This window comes from Escherichia sp. E2748 (assembly GCF_005781125.1).
GTDB lineage: Bacteria > Pseudomonadota > Gammaproteobacteria > Enterobacterales > Enterobacteriaceae > Escherichia.
Genome location: NZ_VATP01000001.1, coordinates 532,647 through 551,746 on the forward strand (window position 1 = coordinate 532,647; position 19,100 = coordinate 551,746).

Annotated in this window: 14 protein-coding genes and 5 tRNA genes; 9 read left to right on the forward strand and 10 right to left on the reverse strand. The window is 45.8% G+C overall.

Annotation, left to right across the window (positions count from 1 at the left end):
- Positions 1 to 27: 27 nt before the first annotated feature.
- A tRNA-Asn gene (locus FEK42_RS02450) sits at positions 28 to 103 on the reverse strand.
- 323 nt (positions 104 to 426) lie between these two features.
- Here FEK42_RS02450 and nac point away from each other — a divergent pair.
- Both nac and cbl read left to right on the forward strand, forming a co-directional pair.
- The gene (gene nac, locus FEK42_RS02455) at positions 427 to 1,344 is read left to right on the forward strand and encodes a nitrogen assimilation transcriptional regulator NAC (protein ID WP_135410112.1); all 918 of its coding nucleotides are present in this window, start codon (positions 427 to 429) and stop codon (positions 1,342 to 1,344) included.
- A 101-nt stretch (positions 1,345 to 1,445) separates the two neighbouring features.
- Positions 1,446 to 2,396, forward strand: a complete 951-nt coding sequence (cbl, locus tag FEK42_RS02460; RefSeq protein WP_130208637.1) for an HTH-type transcriptional regulator Cbl — start codon at positions 1,446 to 1,448, stop codon at positions 2,394 to 2,396.
- A gap of 36 nt (positions 2,397 to 2,432) precedes the next feature.
- On the opposite strand, the gene FEK42_RS02465 is transcribed toward cbl, so the two are convergent.
- Positions 2,433 to 2,508, reverse strand: a tRNA-Asn gene (locus tag FEK42_RS02465).
- A gap of 160 nt (positions 2,509 to 2,668) precedes the next feature.
- Here FEK42_RS02465 and yeeO point away from each other — a divergent pair.
- A complete protein-coding gene (gene yeeO, locus FEK42_RS02470) occupies positions 2,669 to 4,126 on the forward strand; it encodes a toxic metabolite efflux MATE transporter YeeO (RefSeq protein WP_339374555.1) in 1,458 nt (485 codons plus the stop codon).
- A 130-nt stretch (positions 4,127 to 4,256) separates the two neighbouring features.
- Positions 4,257 to 4,332, forward strand: a tRNA-Asn gene (locus FEK42_RS02475).
- 94 nt (positions 4,333 to 4,426) lie between these two features.
- Here the strand turns inward: FEK42_RS02475 and amn are convergent.
- The 3 genes from amn to FEK42_RS02490 all read right to left on the reverse strand — a co-directional run bounded on the left by amn (position 4,427) and on the right by FEK42_RS02490 (position 7,698).
- Entirely contained in the window at positions 4,427 to 5,881 is a 1,455-nt protein-coding gene (amn, locus tag FEK42_RS02480; protein ID WP_135407118.1) for an AMP nucleosidase, read from the reverse strand.
- Between the two features lie 101 nt (positions 5,882 to 5,982).
- The gene (gene shiA, locus FEK42_RS02485) at positions 5,983 to 7,299 is read right to left on the reverse strand and encodes a shikimate transporter (RefSeq protein WP_135492744.1); all 1,317 of its coding nucleotides are present in this window, start codon (positions 7,297 to 7,299) and stop codon (positions 5,983 to 5,985) included.
- A 309-nt stretch (positions 7,300 to 7,608) separates the two neighbouring features.
- Positions 7,609 to 7,698 (reverse strand) — tRNA-Ser (locus FEK42_RS02490).
- Positions 7,699 to 7,791: 93 nt separating this feature from the next.
- Here FEK42_RS02490 and mtfA point away from each other — a divergent pair.
- The 3 genes from mtfA to FEK42_RS02505 all read left to right on the forward strand — a co-directional run bounded on the left by mtfA (position 7,792) and on the right by FEK42_RS02505 (position 10,194).
- Complete coding sequence (mtfA, locus tag FEK42_RS02495; protein ID WP_130259958.1) at positions 7,792 to 8,589, forward strand: DgsA anti-repressor MtfA; 798 nt, start codon at positions 7,792 to 7,794, stop codon at positions 8,587 to 8,589.
- Between the two features lie 100 nt (positions 8,590 to 8,689).
- Positions 8,690 to 8,765 (forward strand) — tRNA-Asn (locus tag FEK42_RS02500).
- A 166-nt stretch (positions 8,766 to 8,931) separates the two neighbouring features.
- Complete coding sequence (locus FEK42_RS02505; RefSeq protein WP_138211727.1) at positions 8,932 to 10,194, forward strand: integrase arm-type DNA-binding domain-containing protein; 1,263 nt, start codon at positions 8,932 to 8,934, stop codon at positions 10,192 to 10,194.
- Positions 10,195 to 10,268: 74 nt separating this feature from the next.
- Here FEK42_RS02505 and FEK42_RS02510 read toward each other — a convergent pair whose 3' ends face one another.
- Positions 10,269 to 10,622, reverse strand: a complete 354-nt coding sequence (locus FEK42_RS02510; RefSeq protein WP_240783118.1) for a helix-turn-helix transcriptional regulator — start codon at positions 10,620 to 10,622, stop codon at positions 10,269 to 10,271.
- 102 nt (positions 10,623 to 10,724) lie between these two features.
- Between FEK42_RS02510 and FEK42_RS02515 the strand changes: the two genes are divergently transcribed.
- Entirely contained in the window at positions 10,725 to 10,985 is a 261-nt protein-coding gene (locus FEK42_RS02515; RefSeq protein ID WP_135492743.1) for a helix-turn-helix transcriptional regulator, read from the forward strand.
- 930 nt (positions 10,986 to 11,915) lie between these two features.
- The gene (locus FEK42_RS02520; protein ID WP_135492742.1) at positions 11,916 to 12,800 is read left to right on the forward strand and encodes an integrase domain-containing protein; all 885 of its coding nucleotides are present in this window, start codon (positions 11,916 to 11,918) and stop codon (positions 12,798 to 12,800) included.
- Positions 12,801 to 12,990: 190 nt separating this feature from the next.
- On the opposite strand, the gene FEK42_RS02525 is transcribed toward FEK42_RS02520, so the two are convergent.
- From FEK42_RS02525 to hchA, 4 genes are all read right to left on the reverse strand, one after another.
- A complete protein-coding gene (locus FEK42_RS02525) occupies positions 12,991 to 14,556 on the reverse strand; it encodes a hypothetical protein (protein ID WP_240783117.1) in 1,566 nt (521 codons plus the stop codon).
- A gap of 227 nt (positions 14,557 to 14,783) precedes the next feature.
- Entirely contained in the window at positions 14,784 to 15,869 is a 1,086-nt protein-coding gene (locus tag FEK42_RS02530; protein WP_135492740.1) for a DUF4297 domain-containing protein, read from the reverse strand.
- Positions 15,870 to 16,770: 901 nt separating this feature from the next.
- The gene (locus FEK42_RS02535; RefSeq protein ID WP_135492818.1) at positions 16,771 to 17,835 is read right to left on the reverse strand and encodes a glycosyltransferase family 9 protein; all 1,065 of its coding nucleotides are present in this window, start codon (positions 17,833 to 17,835) and stop codon (positions 16,771 to 16,773) included.
- A 291-nt stretch (positions 17,836 to 18,126) separates the two neighbouring features.
- Positions 18,127 to 18,978 (reverse strand): glyoxalase III HchA, encoded by an 852-nt coding sequence (hchA, locus tag FEK42_RS02540; RefSeq protein ID WP_138211728.1) that lies wholly within the window; start codon positions 18,976 to 18,978, stop codon positions 18,127 to 18,129.
- Positions 18,979 to 19,100: the final 122 nt, after the last annotated feature.

Here is a 19,100-nt window from a genome sequence, read left to right on the forward strand (position 1 = left end):
CTGCTCGAAAGCAGGCTTCTTTGAATTTGGCTCCTCTGACTGGACTCGAACCAGTGACATACGGATTAACAGTCCGCCGTTCTACCGACTGAACTACAGAGGAATCGTGTGAACGGGGCGCATATTAATGGCAGCGTTCCGCGATGTCAAAGGGGGAAATGCATTTTTTTGTTCGTTTGCTGGCAATTTCGACAAAGCGATGAACATTCAATCTTTTTGTAATGTTCCATTGTAGTGCATGCCATCCTTTTATGGGGCAATGAACGCTCGTTCTGTAACCCAGACGAAAGGACAAAACAATCATAATCTCTTATTTGACAGGCGATTAGCTTTCGCATTAGTGCCAAACTTAAACTGGCAAGCATCTTGCAATCTGGTTGTGAGTAATACCGGCACTTGGGCCGATTCTTAAAAACCGGAGGCAACATGAACTTCAGACGCCTGAAATACTTCGTAAAAATTGTAGACATTGGTAGCCTGACCCAGGCTGCTGAAGTGTTACATATCGCGCAGCCTGCGCTCAGTCAGCAGGTCGCCACACTGGAAGGCGAGCTGGATCAACAACTTTTGATTCGCACTAAACGTGGCGTTACTCCAACAGACGCCGGAAAAATTCTCTATACCCATGCGCGGGCAATTTTACGTCAGTGTGAACAGGCCCAACTGGCAGTTCATAACGTAGGTCAGACATTATCGGGTCAAGTCTCAATTGGCTTTGCGCCAGGAACTGCCGCGTCGTCTATCACCATGCCCTTATTACAGGCGGTACGAGCCGAATTTCCGGAAGTGATTATCTATCTACATGAAAACAGCGGCGCTGTTCTTAACGATAAACTTATAAATAGCCAGCTTGATATGGCGGTAATTTACGAGCATTCCCCTGTGGCAGGCGTATCCAGCCAGGCTTTGTTAAAAGAAGATCTTTTTCTTGTCGGAACTCAGGATTTTCCAGGGCAAAGCGTTGATGTTAATGCTATAGCGCAAATGAATCTCTTTCTTCCCAGCGATTACAGTGCCGTAAGACTCCGCGTTGATGAGGCTTTTTCTTTACGGCGACTCACGGCAAAAGTCATCGGTGAAATTGAGTCTATCGCCACGCTTACCGCAGCGATTGCCAGCGGCATGGGGGTTGCAGTGTTACCCGAATCAGCCGCGCGCTCGTTATGTGACGCAGTTAACGGATGGATGTCACGTATTACCACACCGTCAATGAGTCTCTCTTTGTCATTAAATTTACCTGCCAGAGCAAAACTGTCGCCACAGGCACAAGCAGTGAAAGAGCTGTTATTGTCAGTGATCACTCCCCCAGTCAAGGAAAAAAGACAATGGCAATTGGTTAGCTAAACGTTATATCTGGATGGAATAAGATGCGGGTTTTTATTATTTGTTATGCCGGGCGTTAGACTTTAACAATAGCGGAATGTCTGATCTGCCCGGAGTTTACCGTGAATTTCCAACAACTAAAGATAATCCGCGAGGCTGCACGTCAGGATTACAACCTGACAGAGGTTGCGAATATGCTTTTTACCTCACAGTCAGGTGTCAGCCGTCATATTCGAGAGCTGGAGGATGAGCTTGGTATAGAAATATTCGTTCGTCGGGGAAAACGACTGCTTGGTATGACTGAACCGGGCAAAGCATTGCTGGTAATTGCAGAACGCATTCTGAATGAAGCCAGTAATGTTCGTCGACTTGCCGATCTCTTTACCAACAATACATCTGGCGTTCTCACTATCGCAACGACGCATACTCAGGCACGCTACAGCTTGCCAAAGGTCATTAAAGCCTTTCGCGAACTTTTCCCGGAAGTGCGGCTTGAGCTTATCCAGGGAACACCACAGGAAATTGCGACGTTGCTGCAAAATGGCGGGGCCGATATTGGCATCGCCAGTGAGCGTCTGAGCAATGATCCGCAACTCGTCGCCTTCCCATGGTTTCGTTGGCATCATAGTTTGCTCGTCCCAGATAATCATCCCTTAACAAAAATTACGCCATTGACGCTGGAATCAATAGCGAAGTGGCCGTTGATCACTTACCGACAGGGGATTACTGGTCGCTCGCGGATTGATGACGCATTTGTCCGCAAAGGTTTGCTGGCAGATATTGTATTGAGTGCGCAGGATTCTGATGTTATCAAAACCTACGTAGCCCTTGGCCTGGGGATTGGATTAGTCGCCGAACAATCCAGTGGCGAACAAGAGGAAGAGAATTTAATCCGTCTGGAAACGCGCCATCTTTTCGATGCTAATACCGTCTGGTTGGGACTAAAACGAGGACAATTACAGCGTAACTACGTCTGGCGTTTTCTGGAACTGTGCAATGCAGGACTGTCGGTTGAGGATATTAAGCGACAGGTGATGGAAAATAGTGAAGAGGAAATTGATTATCAGATATAGCAAAAAGCCCGCTATAAAGCGGGCTTTTCAGAAATTTGGCTCCTCTGACTGGACTCGAACCAGTGACATACGGATTAACAGTCCGCCGTTCTACCGACTGAACTACAGAGGAATCGCTGTTGAGGCACATCTTAACGGCGAAAAATCTTTTGTCAAACCTGATTTTTAAATTTCTCAACCGTTTGCCGTTTCTATCAACAGTTTGTTGCATTTGCAGACAATTTGCTGGCGAAAATCTTTGCAGCTTTGCTGATTCTCCCTCATTATTTGAAATGTGGTTTCACTTTCTGCAATTAAGGTCAGTTTTGAATATCTCCTCAGCTTTACGCCAGTTTGTTCACGGCACTCGCTGGCACGCAAAACGTAAGAGCTACAAGGTGTTGTTCTGGCGTGAGATAACCCCGCTTGCTGTTCCTATCTTTATGGAGAATGCCTGTGTCCTGTTGATGGGCGTACTGAGCACGTTTCTGGTCAGTTGGCTGGGAAAAGATGCGATGGCAGGCGTTGGGTTGGCGGACAGTTTTAATATGGTCATTATGGCTTTTTTTGCAGCTATCGACCTTGGTACTACAGTCGTTGTGGCATTTAGTCTCGGTAAGCGTGATCGACGGCGAGCGAGGGTAGCGACACGGCAGTCATTAGTGATCATGACATTGTTTGCCGTACTGTTGGCAGCGCTTATTCATCATTTTGGTGAGCAAATTATCGATTTTGTTGCAGGTGAGGCCACACCGGAGGTAAAAGCACTGGCGCGGACTTATCTGGAGCTGACAGTCATCAGTTATCCTGCGGCGGCAATCACCTTGATTGGCAGCGGAGCACTTCGCGGCGCAGGGAATACGAAAATACCGCTTCTTATAAATGGTAGTTTGAATATCCTTAATATCATCATTAGCGGCATATTGATTTACGGTCTTTTCTCCTGGCAGGGGTTAGGGTTTGTCGGGGCAGGACTGGGATTAACTATTTCCCGTTATATTGGCGCAGTCGCCATTTTGTGGGTTCTGGCGATTGGTTTTAATCCTGCGCTACGGATCTCGTTAAAAAGCTATTTTAAGCCATTGAATTTCAGCATTATCTGGGAAGTCATGGGGATTGGTATTCCTGCAAGTGTGGAATCCGTATTATTTACCAGTGGCCGGTTATTAACACAAATGTTCGTTGCCGGGATGGGGACGAGTGTTATTGCCGGGAATTTTATCGCTTTTTCGATTGCAGCTCTTATCAATTTACCAGGAAGTGCACTTGGATCTGCTTCTACAATCATTACGGGTCGAAGGTTGGGGGTAGGGCAGATAGCACAAGCAGAAATTCAATTGAGGCATGTTTTCTGGCTGTCCACTATTGGATTAACGGCAATAGCCTGGTTAACAGCCCCCTTTGCCGGGATTATGGCGTCGTTTTATACCCAGGATCCGCAGGTTAAACATGTCGTTGTGATTCTGATTTGGTTGAATGCTTTATTTATGCCGATTTGGTCCGCCTCCTGGGTACTACCTGCTGGTTTTAAAGGTGCTCGAGATGCTCGCTACGCCATGTGGGTTTCTATGCTGAGCATGTGGGGATGCCGGGTGGTAGTCGGTTATGTGCTGGGAATTATGCTTGGCTGGGGCGTGGTTGGCGTTTGGATGGGGATGTTTGCCGACTGGGCCGTGCGGGCGGTGCTGTTTTACTGGCGAATGGTGACAGGGCGATGGTTATGGAAATACCCTCGTCCTGAGCATAAATAGTATGAAAAAAAGCCAGATGTGTCGGAATAAACGACAAAGCGCAGATTATTTCAGCAAACGAATTCAAAATTAAAAAACAGGCTTTGACATTGTGGATGGGCATCGTTAATATTCGCCCCGTTCTCGCGATTCCTCTGTAGTTCAGTCGGTAGAACGGCGGACTGTTAATCCGTATGTCACTGGTTCGAGTCCAGTCAGAGGAGCCAAATTTCTGAAAAGCCCGCTTTTATAGCGGGCTTTTTGCTTTGTTACTTAATCAAATCCTTCACATCTTTCCCTGACGCAAAGGATCTGAACTCATTATCGGAACGGTGGTTCATTAAAGGTCCGCAGTTTACGCGAATGCAGTCGGTCGCCTTCTGCGCGCAGCAAGTCTATCGCCCGAATGCCAATTTGCAGGTGCTCGGAAATTGCGCCTTCATAAAAACGGTTAGCCTGACCGGGAAGTTTAATCTCACCATGCAACGGTTTATCTGAAACACACAGTAGCGTCCCGTATGGTACGCGGAAACGATATCCTTGCGCGGCAATGGTGGCACTTTCCATATCAATTGCTACGGCCCGGCTTAAGTTAAAACGAAGTGCAGAAGCTGAGTAACGTAATTCCCAGTTCCTGTCATCTGTGGTTACTACAGTTCCAGTGCGTAGCCGCTGTTTAACTTCCTCACCCGGCCTGCCGCTGACGAGTTTGGTGGCGTCATAAAGTGCACGTTGTACTTCAGCAATGCTCGGAATAGGAATATCGGGCGGCAGAACCGCATCAAGAACGTGGTCATCGCGTAAATAAGCATGCGCAAGTACGTAATCTCCAATAGCCTGGCTTTCACGTAATCCTCCGCAGTGACCAATCATCAACCAGACATCAGGGCGTAGCACCGCCAGATGATCGCAGATAGTTTTGGCATTTGACGGCCCCACGCCAATATTAACCAGAGTAATACCCTGACCATCGGTAGTGATTAAATGCCATGCGGGCATCTGGTGTTTTTTCCATGCGAGGTCGGAAATTGCTTCTTCCGGTGCTTCGGTTTCAGCGGTGATCCAGTTCCCGCCAGCACAAGAAAGGGCAATGTAGGGGCTATGAGGATCAAGGATCTGGCTGCACCCCCAACGTACGAATTCATCCACATAACGTGTGTAGTTGGTAAACAAGACGAACGGCTGAAAATGTTCGACTGGCGTACCCGTATAATGGCGTAACCGTGCTAGGGAAAAATCTACCCGACGTGCATCAAAATGCGATAGCGGGGAGAATTCCGTTGGATGATAAATGCCGTCTGCCGTTTCATCGCCAATTTGTGCCAGTTCGGTTGTCGGGAAATAACGAGTTAATCCGGCACTCATTGAGCGATCAAGCGTCAGCTCTGAGCCGTCGATGACATAGGGATAAGGAATTTCATGCTCTGACGGTTGCACGGAAATATGTGCACCATAATCCTGGTACAGCAGAGTTAATTGTTCATTAAGATATGAACGAAAGAGAGCAGGGCGGGTGATGGTAGTCGTGTAGCTGCCAGCGTGAGTAAAACGACCAAACGCGCGTGTTTTGGGAGGGTTTGTTGCGCTACCGTCCCAGGTCACGGTCAGCGATGGATAGACAAAAAGACCGTGTTTTCGGGCGTTTTCATCAGGCAGTTCGCCACTTTTAATATATCTGCCAATGGCGTTGCGTAAAGCGACTACAGATTTTTCATACAGCGCGTCAAGTTTATCCAGTGCCTGAGCTGGGGTCAGACCGGAGCCCTTATTATTCATGTGTGTCTCCTGTTCCATGCAATTACCGCATTTCCGATAGTATGTCACAGGAATGTGAAACAAAAGTGTAAGGCGAAGATCGGACGATCTTCGCCAGGCTATCAATCGTGTTGATTGTCTTTCATCAACAAAGCGGTTATTGCGGAAATCAGGCAGCCAGCCAGCAAATAAATGGCGACGCTATGCCAGTCTCCTGCAAAATAAGTAATCAGAGCAGCAGCAATAAAAGGTGTAAATCCACCGCCTACCACGCTGGCAACCTGATATCCGACGCCAGCGCCGCTGTAGCGATAACTGGCACCAAACATCTCGGTGAACATCGGCTGTTGCACGCAAACCACCATGTCATGCGCAATGTTCGCCAGCATAATGGAGAAGAAAACGATCCAGAAAATGGACTGTGCCTCAAGCGCTATAAAAAAAGGAAATGCGCTTAACGTTCCGATTATTGCGCCGCTGATATAAACCCTACGGCGACCAAAACGATCGGCAAGCCAGGCAAAACAGGGAATTGTCAGGCAGCTTAATCCACCCACCAGCAAACCAATATTGAGGAATAATTCGCGCGGCAGCCCCATATTCTGGGTCGAATAGTTAAGTGCAAAGGCGGTAACGATATATATCGTCAGCAACTCGCACAGTCGCAGTGCAATAATCTTAAGGAAAGCACCGGGATGTCGTAACAGAGCTTCGATAACCGGGATGCGTTTTTGCACCGCCGCTTGATTATGCTGCTGTTGTTCAAATTCAGCGGACTCCTCCATGCCATTGCGCACCCACAATGCACCCAGCACCAGTACGATGCTAAACAGGAAAGGAATGCGCCAACCCCAGCTCAAAAATTGCTCGTCAGTTGTCGTCATACTGATCAATGAAACCAGTCCGGTTGAAAGGAGTAGACCTACTCCGTAACCAACTTGTACGCCGCTACTGTAAAAGGCTTTTTTGTTTTTGGGCGCGCTCTCAACGGACAGCAACGCAGCGCCTCCCCATTCGCCGCCAACAGCAAATCCCTGAATAGCTCGCAGCATCACCAGTAAAATTGGTGCCCACCAGCCAATAGTTGAGAATGAAGGGAGAATGCCGATCAATGCTGTGGCGATGCCCATCATCCAGACGGTAAACATCAACATGCGCTTACGCCCCAGTCGGTCGCCGAAATGGCCGAAAATGACGCCACCGAGCGGACGAAAAAGGAAACCGACACCAAAGGTAGCAAATGCAGCGAGCGTTCCCATTGCCGGGCTTACCTGCGGGAAAAACTCGCGATTAAACACCAATGCGGCAGTAATGCCATAGAGTAAAAAATCATACCAGTCGACGACGGCACCCGCGAAACTGCCTAACGCAGCGCGTCGGGCGCGACTTAACGAAAGCGTTCCTTCATCGGGACGCGTGGAGATGAGCGTGGAGTCCATAGTGATCCTGTTTGTACTGTCTTTTTATAATTAGTATGGAAAAGGTAACTCACATTGCCGTCGATCTATAAACGAACCTTATGAGACTACCGCGACAGAAAGCATCTGCAAATGTTTTTATGCCAGGAACTGAGGATGAAGGGCCGGGAGGGGGGCAGTTACATATCACAACCGCGTTGAACAGAAAAATGTGAACGCTAAAGCCGCAACGCATGCTCGGCTGATGCTATTTTTCTCTGATGGATTTTTTTGAATTTTCCTAATGGGATTTGTGTCACTGACACCAGGCGAGCTAATTGCTTGAATGATTGGCGGAGAGAGGGGGATTTGAACCCCCGGTAGAGTTGCCCCTACTCCGGTTTTCGAGACCGGTCCGTTCAGCCGCTCCGGCATCTCTCCGTTCAGATGGTTGCCATGATGCCAGGAAATTTGGCATTTTAACAGTCCCTGTCCGTGCAATTTTGTTCAAGTGACGAGTTTGCGAGCAAAACGATGATTAAGTGGCCCTGGAAAGTACAAGAAACAGATCATGAAGATACGCTGCCATGGAAGGAAGCTCTGGCGATACCTCTTTTGACATGTCTGACAGAGCAGGAGCAAAGCAAACTAGTCACTCTTGCCGAACGTTTTTTACAGCAAAAAAGACTGGTCCCGCTACAAGGATTTGAACTTGATGCATTGAAAAGTAGTCGCATCGCCTTACTTTTCTGCTTGCCTGTTCTGGAGCTTGGACTGGAATGGTTGGATGGTTTTCATGAAGTGCTAATTTACCCTGCGCCATTTGTGGTAGACGATGAATGGGAAGACGATATAGGGCTGGTGCATAATCAACGTATCGTTCAATCAGGACAAAGCTGGCAGCAAGGCCCAATCGTGCTGAACTGGCTCGATATACAAGATTCTTTCGATGCCTCGGGCTTTAATCTGATTATCCACGAAGTTGCACATAAGTTGGATACACGAAATGGCGATCGCGCCAGTGGGGTTCCCTTCATTTCTTTGCGTGAAGTCGCTGGATGGGAACACGATCTTCATGCGGCGATGGATAACATTCAGGAAGAAATTGAGTTAGTGGGCGAAAATGCCTCCAGCATCGATGCTTATGCTGCCAGTGACCCTGCAGAATGTTTTGCCGTACTTTCCGAATACTTTTTTAGTGCACCGGAACTTTTTGCGCCACGCTTCCCCTCGCTGTGGCAACGTTTCTGCCAATTTTATAAGCAGGATCCATTACAACGGCTACGAAATGCCAATGGGCGAGACACCAATTCAGTACCAAATGTTCATTAAATATAAATTTTGTTGCTTAATTAACCGATTGAAATGACTTGCGAATTTTAGTGTTGACACTCGCTGCGCTGCTAAGTAATATTCGCCTCGTTCTCACGATTCCTCTGTAGTTCAGTCGGTAGAACGGCGGACTGTTAATCCGTATGTCACTGGTTCGAGTCCAGTCAGAGGAGCCAGATTTTAGTCCTGAGATATCTCTATGAGTCTCAAGATAGTTAAAAAACAAGAACTTATCTTTACCCGGTTGTCTCGCAAGAGGCTGCCGGGTTTCTTGACATCCATAGTTTTTGGGGGCCTAATCAGGGGCCTCACGGTTCGGTGAGCAAACGGAGCCCCCACGCTATGGCATTAACAGACACCGCTATTCGCAAGACTAAACCCTCTGACAAACCCTTCAAAATGACAGACAGTTCTGGACTGTACCTGTTGATCAAACCTAATGGCTCAAAACTCTGGTATATGAAGTACCGCATCGACGGCAAAGAGAAGAAGTTAGCCTTTGGCCCCTACCCGGAGATCTCGCTGTTGCAGGCTCGCCGCCTGCGCGAAACGGCACGCAATAACATTCATGCAGGCGTCGATCCCGCTGCGGTAAAGCAGACGGAAAAGCAGAAGCGGAAAAACGGGCAGACGTTCAGCCAGATCGCCACTAACTGGCATGGTGAACATAAACGCTGGTCCGAGCATTACGCGAAAACCGTGATGCGCAGGCTGGAAATGTACGTTTTCCCGGATATCGGGGATCGCCTTATCGAGGAAATCGAAACGGAGGATTTGTTATTCACGCTGCGCAAGGTGGAGAGCAAAGGCTTTCTGGAGATCACCGCCCGGCTGAAAAACTACGTCACCGACATCATGCACTATGCGATGAAAAAGCAGTTGCTCAAGGCGAACCCGGCGTTGTATCTGGATGGTGAGTTTGCCGCGCCAGAGACGAATCACTACCCGGCCCTGTCGCTCGACAGGTTGCCAGAGCTTTTATCCCGGACGGATAGCTACTGCGGCAGGCTGCTGACGAAATACGCCCTTAAGCTGTCGCTGATGTTTTTTGTGCGCTCCAGCGAGCTACGCTTTGCCCGCTGGAGTGAAATCGACTGGCAGCAAAAACTGTGGGTGATCCCGAAAGAACGCGAGCAGATCGAAAACGTGCGCTTCTCTTACCGGGGTTCGAAAATGAAAATTCAGCATATCGTGCCGCTGTCGGATCAGGCGATTGAGATCCTCAAACAGATCGAGGCCCTCTCCGGGCATCTGGCCTTTATTTTTCCCGGTGAGTACGACCAGGATAAGTGCATGAGCGACAACACCGTCAACAAGGCGCTGCGCGTGATGGGCTATGACACCAAAAAAGACGTCTGCGGGCATGGCTTCCGGGCGATGGCGTGTAGTGCGCTGAGTGAATCGGGGTTGTGGAGCAAAGAAGCGATTGAAAAGCAGATGAGCCACCAGGAAAGAAACAGCGTCCGCGCTGCATATATTCATAAGGCTGAATACCTGGAAGAGCGGATCGAGATGATGCAGTGGTGGTCTGATTATCTTGATGCAAACAGTGACGGGTATGTTTCGGCTTACCAGTATGCCCGGCGACTGAAACAGGCGTCGTAAAATATCAACCTCTATTTTTCGGTAATAAGCGGAAAGCGTACCCTTTGCCTCTTTTCAGGGGCAAAGTCTCAATATTACTGCGGTTTCACAAACACAATTGAACCTGCATGATTCTTTCTATACTGATGATATTGAAGGATCACTGTCGCCAGATCATCATCTACAGCATAAAAATAAGCTTCTGGTATATCGAGCACTGCTGCAAATTTGCGCGCTAATCCAAAATCAGGTGAATGAACTTCGTTTTCATAAGAACTGATTCGGGAGCTTGCCGACTCTTCATCAAGACCTGCACGAACACCCAATTCTGTTTGAGTCAGGCCAGCATTGATTCTGGCAATTTTTAGCCTTTTCCCAATCATGATGGACACCCGCAGTTTTGCTTCGATATGCGAATTATCGCTCTTATGGGGTAAGCCTCTCTTCATGCTTTACCTTGCTAAATCATGTAATACTTGAATTATGGTTTATAAATAATCAATATTAAGGGATTACAGGATTTATAGCGGTTAAATAAGGAGAAAGATGTTATGCGACTAAAAGAAAGAGATCTTGATTGGCACCCGGCAGATATCATCGCCGGGCTAAGAAAGAAGGGAACGTCCCTCGCGGCAGTGTCTCGTGAGGCCGGGCTGTCTTCCAGTACGCTTGCAAACGCGCTGTCCCGCCCGTGGGCTCGTGGAGAAAAACTCATTGCTGATGCGCTGGAAATATCACCAGAAATAATCTGGCCTTCCAGATACTTCGACGATAAAGGTAATCGCCTGGAAAGGATCATGCGAAAACGGTGATCCTGATACAGCAAAACCGGATCTCCCGGTGTGTGGTCAGCCTCTGGCTGATCGCGCAGCGGGAGACGTCAAGCGAAGCGCGGCAGTGTGTCATTCACAAACTTTCTATAAATTCAAGGGGAAACTCAATTTCCAGAAAAATGAGTTTCCCCTTTCTGCGCCAGAAATAACGGTGTAATCTCTCTCCTGCAATAAGCTGTCAGTTGACAGCCCCTTTGGCTTCATGGTCTGCAAGAAGCCCCTGATTTATCAGGACGACCAGCCCCCTGCTACCGGTACGACCTCCGCAATACCGGAACGCGAAAGCGTTTGAGGCTAAGAGTACATACACCTGGACGGCTTCATCGTCATCGCTTAACGGCAACAGTCTTCACCGGCTGCACGGCTTCTCTTTGCCGGAATATCTCCGGCCCACTTACACCCTGCTGATTTCCAGCGCCCTTTACATGACGGGCTGCGGCCTGCATTGCCGAAAGGCTTTGCTGCCGCGTGACCGTTAACCTGCACCAGACTGTTAATTTTCAGACCCTGCGCCAGACCAGGGCGTCAGTCGCTCACGCAGAGTGAGAGACTGACGCCCGCAAAAATTTTCATCTGCACCAGTCATATCAACTGTTCCAGCCACAGGTGAGCTTCTGACGTCGCTTATTCAGCAATTACCTCAACCATTCATTCACAAAAGGAGAACATGAGCCAGTACCGGAGGGGGACCACCAGGACGGTCCGGGGGATGACCAGCTAACGCTGGCGGCTGCTCTGAGAGCACAACCGATGCCCCGCAACACCTCAACAGCCATCGCCCCGGCGCTCAGGTACTGCTCGCGGCCCCGACAACAATCAGGGGCTATCGGCCTACGCGCCGGGGAAAGCTGTATCCGTTGTTTGTTGTGTTTTTGTGAAAATCAGGAGCGAGAGAAGAGGAAAAGCAAAATGGGTATGCTGGAAAGAGAGATGAAAAACCTGGCGCAGCAGGCTGGCGGGTCGCACAAGACTGTCCACGACCGTATCGCCACGGCGGGACGATTCTGCAAGCGCCTGATGGAGCTGAACATTCAGATACGCTATGTCCACCATTTAAAGGCGAAGCATATTGAAGCGTATATTCAGATGCGGCTGGCGCAGGGTATTCAGAAACAGACGCTGCATAACGAAACGGCGGCTATCCGTAAAATACTGACGCAGGCCGGGCGTGACAAACTGGCGCAGAGTGAACGGATATCGAATAAATCGCTGGGGCTGGCTGGCGTATCCCGCAATGGTACGCGACGGGCCATCACGCCAGAGCATTATCAGCAGGTGGCAGAAACCGCCCGGCTGAAAGACGCGGGGCTGGCCGCAGCACTGGAACTGGCGCGGCTGATGGGGTTACGTTCACAGGAGGCGGTACGCTGTTCCGGTTCGCTGAAAACCTGGCGCGAAGCACTGGCACACGGCGATACCCAGCTGACCGTGGTACTCGGCACCAAAGGCGGACGGCCCCGCGGCACCCTTATTCAGGATGCTGGCGCAGTTAAACAAGCGCTCGATAATGCCATTGCGGTGGCAGAACGGCGTAACGGCAGGCTGATTGATGCGGCGAGCCTTAAACAGGCAATGAAATACTGGCGCAACCAGACTTTGCGTATGGGGCTGACGGGCAAATACTCCCCGCATTCGCTACGCTATGCCTGGGCACAGGACGATATCCGCCGGTATCTGGCGCAGGGGTTCAGCGAAAAAGAGGCGCTGGCAATGGTGGCGATGGACCTGGGGCATGGCGACGGGCGCGGTCGCTGGGTGAAGCAGGTATATGCGCACGAATGGCAGGAGGAATGACGGCTTTCATGACTGGCGCAGAATAATACGTTATACAGTAACGGCTGTAATTTCCCCTGATGTAACAATCATGGAAAATAAAATCCGATAGCACCGTTACTGCGTAACACCAGTAAATTGCCGATCCCTCTGTACCGGATCTGGTGCAGGGGGATAATTGCTATGATGTGAATTGACTGACCAATTTGATTTACTCCTCCTCATCTAGACCTACGATTTTCGCTTGAATTAATTTATACTCAGCTCGCAGCGAATTATATTGCGAAGCAATTAAAAGCCTATTGGAGTTTAGCTCAATAACATTAGCATCCTGTTTGAATTCATTTAACACATTATTCTCCATTGCGCATAATATTATCTGATAATCCTGAGGGATACTGCGCATTAATTCTTTAATGACTGTTTCATAACGATGTCCTGCCTGTTCTTGTTGGTTAGGCGTATCAATGACGAAAGGAGGCACTATGCAAGTTTTAGCACCATGTATTTGTTGCAGTACGGAGATCTGATAAGCAAGCAATCCCCTCGCAGCCTCAGCAGCACCGCCACCAAGCAATTGTTTGTAGTCAGTAGGTGATTTTACTTTGCTAAGATTTATTCCTGTTGAATCTAGCGCTCCAATGTTAACCAACAGTTTGGATATAAAGGACGAGTTCAACTCTTCCTTGTCTTTGGTTGAAAGAAGTTTTTTCTGATCTTTTTTTAATTCCCGGATAGAACTGGTGGCGTTGCTTATTTTGTGCTCTTCATTATCAATTTTTACTTGAATGTTTCTGGAGACATTTTCGGTGGATATAGTATCTATCACCTGTGCAATAATGTCTTTTTTATTTGCATTATCATCTGTAACATATTTTTTATTTATCCTTTCAATTTCATTAATGGCAAACTGAGCATTCTCATTTAATTCAGCTAATGATGATTTCAGTTCGACTAATTTAGATGCTATAGAGTTTGCCTCATCAAGCAGCGAATTTTTTTCTGAAAGAAGCAGCGCTCTGTTAAGCAATGAATTATCGTGAAGAGTACCACATAATGGACATTCTAAATTATCCGTAGGTATGGATTCTACCGCAAATTTATAATCCTCTTCGAGTTCGTTTGCCGAACTAGTAGCTAACTCATATTGCCTTTCAAGATCATAAATATTTGAGGTGATCGAAGCTTGAGCATCATAAAGCCTCGTTTGATAGTCGATCAATTCGAGAAGCTCAGTGTTTATCTCTTCTTGGATTCTACTGAAATTCTCATTGTCTAATGCTATTGGGGAATCAGCTGAATTATCAACTATAATTTCAACAGCGCTTTGGAATTTCTCTATTTTTGCAGCTGATTCCTTCTTGAACTCATTGTATTCATAAATGTTTTCTTCAATGTCAAAATGTTCTGGTTTCAGATAACCAGTAAAATACTTGATTAACGGTTTTTTCCAGTTGGCATATTGACCTAAGTTTTCAAATGAATCCCAAGGTGAACTCCAGCTTTTTATCTGATCGATATAGAATGGTAAAAAGTAATATGCTGGAGGAGGAGTCTCTAAATTTCCATCATTACGATTAGGAAGCTTCATTTTAAAATCAACAAGCTCAGATAGGTCTTTTGAATAATCACCAGTTATATGAGTGTATCTTCTCGCTTCACCACCTATAGCTCCCAAAATTATTGAGTGGCTTCCTCGACAAGTAAAATATTCTTTGTTATTTATAGTGAAATATAATATCGCTTTAATATCATTTGATTTCCATTCCTCATCCATAACAGGATCACATCCTAGAGACCACAGTAAATTCTTGGCTAGAGTGGACTTGCCTATACTATTATCTTTTCCTGTAATTAGATTCAATCTTTTCGGAAACGTGAACTGATTCGCAAGTCTTTTCGAATCTGATATCAGAACTAATCGTTGAAATGTCAAGCTTCTCATTTTTCTTGTTCCTTAAGTTTCGAATTAATAATTTATAGTGATCTTTTGGGTTTCTTGTGTTATTCATGCATCACCTTTAAAAAACAATAGATTATCTCACAAAGTATATCGTCATGTTCAGGGATTTGACTTTCAATGTTCAGTTTTTTAGCTTCCACAATAGCTGACTCAATGTAATCACTGGTTTCTGTAAACTCTTCTTCTGGAACGCTACTGAGTGCCTGTTGAGCTATTCTCATTATATTAATGTCAAAAGCTGAAGCATGTCCGACTCGACGTAAGAAAAGTTGCTTTATTTTTTTATTAATCTTTCGATAAGTTAGCGTGTTCCATTTCATATCGTTTTTGGCTAAATATTCAAAGTCTCTATCAAAATCTTCAAATTTTGGACTTGTTGTATTAACTGCTATGACATCCTTAACCTTATGAGATGTGAGAGACTTATCCTCTACCATTTTTTCCCAAACAGTAAAGTCGTAAGTATTATGTCCTTTGCGATGAATCTCATCGATGACTGCCCTATAAATATTAACGGCATTACAATGACTATTTGGGAATATATCATTAACTAATTCAGCAAATCTGGCAATGACAAATTCTTCTTGATTCTCAAGCTTTATTTTGGGGACGATAAATTTTAGATTTTCTGGAAAAATAACTATCCCAAGTTCAGCTTTTAATTTCTCAGTTAGCCCCGAGAGACATTCTACGCTAAGATCACCTGAAGTTATAATGTCTAATTTTAATCTATTATCTTTTTGATCAAATGAGAAGCCACTTGAAGATACAAGACCTATTTCCGTAATACGATCTTCATAATCAGTACCAATGCATGAGCTTAATAACTTACCTAGAATGGAGTTCTTCGGTCCCTTAGCTCCTTTTTCTCGTTTAGTTAAAGCGTCAGAAGTGAAAGGATTTCCAGTGTTCTTTACCTGGAAGAATTCAAATTTTGCTGAACTTCCATATAATGAGTCTGCTATAACAACATCCTCATGATATTCAATTAATAATGCATAGTCAGAATTTTCTTTATGCTTTTCAATTATTCTGCATAACGCCCAATGATATTGGAAGTCATATTTTCCGAATGTGGTTGCTCCTGATGTTTCTCTTTGAGCATGACCTAAAATACTACTTTCCATTGATAAGCCCATCCTTCCGGTAGAGATGACTCGAATCACTATTGATTTTCTTACTAATTTAATTTAGGTCAGCCCCAAAGTCTATCAAATCGTTCGCTCGATCAACTCCGAAGCAGGTACATGCTGTGAGCTTACCGAAATCCACAAGGTTCAACCGTGTTGCACCTAATGATCAGCTCACATAGAAGTACTGACTGTAACGGATTTCTTTACCTCCCTGCACTTACAGGTTCGAAAACAAAGCGGCAATTGTTAACACCAAAGTTTATGGCGTCACAGTCTTATATCATTGACGCTAATACAATCATCAAATCACATGATTCTGGCACTATATCCGTAATCAGTAAGCACATACCCTGACCCTGAATCCCTTGAAAGTGTAACTCTCAGGATGCGAATACCTATATCTGGCACATAGCCGACGGTCAAAAGGAAAAGGGCTAAAGGTAACAGCACCTGACCAGAAAGGGCTACAACCAACCCAAAGGGCCAACTCTGGCTCAGATTGATGTATTCCAACAGAATCTGGCGCAATCATGGACTTTTGCAGCGACAGGATGTAGTGAAGACAGCCATATCAAAGCTGGTGCAAATTTCTGTTTCTGTATGTCTGGTGCATTCCCGCTATACGTCAGGAATGATGACCTCTCGGTGGTTTTAAGATCTCCAGGTAACAGTCTCTGAAAATGTGATTTACATCATCTTTTCAATCAAAAATATCCCAGGGGCCCTTCTGAGGGCCTCATTTTAAATTTATTAATAAAAACCATTTATATTCAATTAATTATAGTAAAGTACGCATCCAGTCAGAGGAGCCAAATTCAAAAAAGCCTGCTTTCGAGCGGGCTTTTTGCTTTTCTGCAAACGTGCTTTAGTGTTTGAATTTTTGTTAGAGCTTTCATTACGCTGTGACTGAAATTTTCGCGATAATCCTTTTCAGCGTATTGCTGAATTCATCCAAATTTAGATGATCAATAGCCTTTCCAACCACAATCGTCTCTGAAATGCCGGCCATGGCAGGCCAGCGAGTCTTATAATCAGCATACACGGCGATGACAGGAACATTATAAGCACTTGCCATGTGTAAAATAGATGTATCTGGCGATATTGCAAGGAAGGCATCTCTTATGATTGCTGCAGACCGCATTATTGAAGGTGATAACGACAAATGATAAACGTTATCAAAATGCCGGGTTAGTTTCAGGGCTGTTTCCGAACCTTTCGGACCATGAACAATGACAATTGGCATGTCTGATTGCATTTTAATCATCTCAATGATTTTTTGTGCCATTGCTAATGAAAATGTTCTCTCTTGCACGCTACCTTCTAAATTAAGAGCAATATATGAACCTAATGAATGCATCTCACAACGTACTTCTTTTAGCACTATTTCGCTGAGGGGCAATTCAAATATGGGCGGGGGCGCCGGAAATCCTACTTCTCGCATCATGAAGGCCCAGGTCAGCGGTACTGGGGCGCGTAGTGACTGATCCATTTTCGACGCTGACTTACATATCGGTGAATAACATTTCATTGTTAAACCCACAACCTGTAAATTTGTATTGGCTCGTAAATGGCTAATAAATAGCATCGTCTTCAGGTTTTTCTTGCGCATTGCTTCAATACAAAGATCAGGAGTTCCATATTGTTCATTGATGTTTTTTGCTAATTTTTTTATTTCTTTAATACTGGCATGATCCTGCATTGTCATACTGATCAATGTTAATTTTGTTTGTTCCAGATGAAGTGCATCAAAAACAGATTTATTAATTGTTGATGTGACAATTAATAAGTGTTTTATTTTATGCATTTCAAGCGATCGGATTATTGGGTAAATAGCCATTGCATCCCCAATTTGATCGGGAATGTGAATAACTACGAATTCACTTTTTGCAATATCAGTATTTTTGCAGCGATAATCATAATACGCAAATGCAATACGTCTGAAAAATGATACAAATGACATTTCCAACCTCGCTTCCATTCTGGTTAAAACGTGGTGAAGTTTAACAGAAATGATTGATTTCTAAAATCGATAAATAATAACGTGGAATATGCTATATATTTATTGTTTATGTGTTAATCATTTTCGAGAATTATCATTTTGTTTAAAAACAGCTTGTGTCGCATTCCTCAGTCTGGGGGGCATAAAGTGAAGGGAAGCGTTAAAACGTCAGTAATTGGAGGTGGTCGTTTTCATGTTTGTTAAGTGGGGGAGAGTTACCCCCACTTTTATTCCACAGTAAGTGTCAGCCGATTAACCTACGTATGCGGCCAGCATCTCCTGTGCTGCCAGTTTGCCTAACGCATTTGCTGCGAAAGGACTGTCACCGGTTAAAAGCTTACGATCTTTGTGTACCCGGCCGGTAATATCATCATTGACGATGTTCATGCCCATTTTCTTCAGTTCTTCACCAAAGTACCAGGTCAGATGACCCGGCATGTAGCCAATCTCTGGTGTTTGTTTGTCTGCAGCGTCAGGGAATGCGCAAATTGAATAACCATTTAATGGGTTATCGCCGTGGCGAAACGCCAGAAAGGCTGCCGGACCGTGGCAAAGGGAGATAACAAAACGGTCATTTTCGATTGCCCACCGCAGAGCGGCAGCCACGTCTTTGCTTTCTGGTAAACCAATGAGTGCACCGTGACCGCCAGGAACAAAGATTGCTGCGTATTCGCTGTCTGCGTTGAGGCTGGCGACAACATCTGCCAATTTTTTCGGATTGCGGAACAGAGATTTGTGCTGCTCAAAGAATGGCATAATTTTTTCATCTTTCCGCGGCATAGCCCAATATTCAAATTTTGTCATCAGGCCAGAAAGCGTCGCAACCTCGAACTCGAAACCAGCAGCATGCAGATGATATAACGGCAGCAACGTTTCAATCGGATGGTTTCCTGTTGAGAAGAGCTTACCATTATCGGTTGGCAAATAGCGTTCATCGGCGGCGATTACCAGGATTTTTTGCTTTCCGCTATACGGTTTTGGATAGTCTACCCCATCAAGATCAGAAATCGGGCTGGTATATTGGCCTAACGAATATTCTGACGGGAAGAAAGCATTATCTTCAGCCATATCGATTTGCGGGTTCTTACTTTGTTGAACAGTCATAGTGTATTCCTTGTTGTTACTTATGTAGGTTAGTCACTATATTCGCGACTGAGCTGGTTGCTATTTTTAACCAGATAGGAAATTGGAGTCAATATATCGAAAGCGGTATGCAAGGGGGAGTG

What these genes read in the sequence shown, in the direction of transcription:
- amn (WP_135407118.1), bottom strand. Translation starts at nt 5,881, where the DNA reads ATGAATAATAAGGGCTCCGGTCTGACCCCAGCTCAGGCACTGGATAAA.
- FEK42_RS02525 (WP_240783117.1), bottom strand. Translation starts at nt 14,556, where the DNA reads ATGGATGAGGAATGGAAATCAAATGATATTAAAGCGATATTATATTTC.
- FEK42_RS02515 (WP_135492743.1), top strand. Translation starts at nt 10,725, where the DNA reads ATGCGACTAAAAGAAAGAGATCTTGATTGGCACCCGGCAGATATCATC.
- FEK42_RS02520 (WP_135492742.1), top strand. Translation starts at nt 11,916, where the DNA reads ATGGGTATGCTGGAAAGAGAGATGAAAAACCTGGCGCAGCAGGCTGGC.
- FEK42_RS02535 (WP_135492818.1), bottom strand. Translation starts at nt 17,835, where the DNA reads ATGTCATTTGTATCATTTTTCAGACGTATTGCATTTGCGTATTATGAT.
- yeeO (WP_339374555.1), top strand. Translation starts at nt 2,669, where the DNA reads ATGTGGTTTCACTTTCTGCAATTAAGGTCAGTTTTGAATATCTCCTCA.
- mtfA (WP_130259958.1), top strand. Translation starts at nt 7,792, where the DNA reads ATGATTAAGTGGCCCTGGAAAGTACAAGAAACAGATCATGAAGATACG.
- FEK42_RS02505 (WP_138211727.1), top strand. Translation starts at nt 8,932, where the DNA reads ATGGCATTAACAGACACCGCTATTCGCAAGACTAAACCCTCTGACAAA.
- hchA (WP_138211728.1), bottom strand. Translation starts at nt 18,978, where the DNA reads ATGACTGTTCAACAAAGTAAGAACCCGCAAATCGATATGGCTGAAGAT.
- shiA (WP_135492744.1), bottom strand. Translation starts at nt 7,299, where the DNA reads ATGGACTCCACGCTCATCTCCACGCGTCCCGATGAAGGAACGCTTTCG.
- FEK42_RS02510 (WP_240783118.1), bottom strand. Translation starts at nt 10,622, where the DNA reads ATGAAGAGAGGCTTACCCCATAAGAGCGATAATTCGCATATCGAAGCA.
- nac (WP_135410112.1), top strand. Translation starts at nt 427, where the DNA reads ATGAACTTCAGACGCCTGAAATACTTCGTAAAAATTGTAGACATTGGT.
- FEK42_RS02530 (WP_135492740.1), bottom strand. Translation starts at nt 15,869, where the DNA reads ATGGAAAGTAGTATTTTAGGTCATGCTCAAAGAGAAACATCAGGAGCA.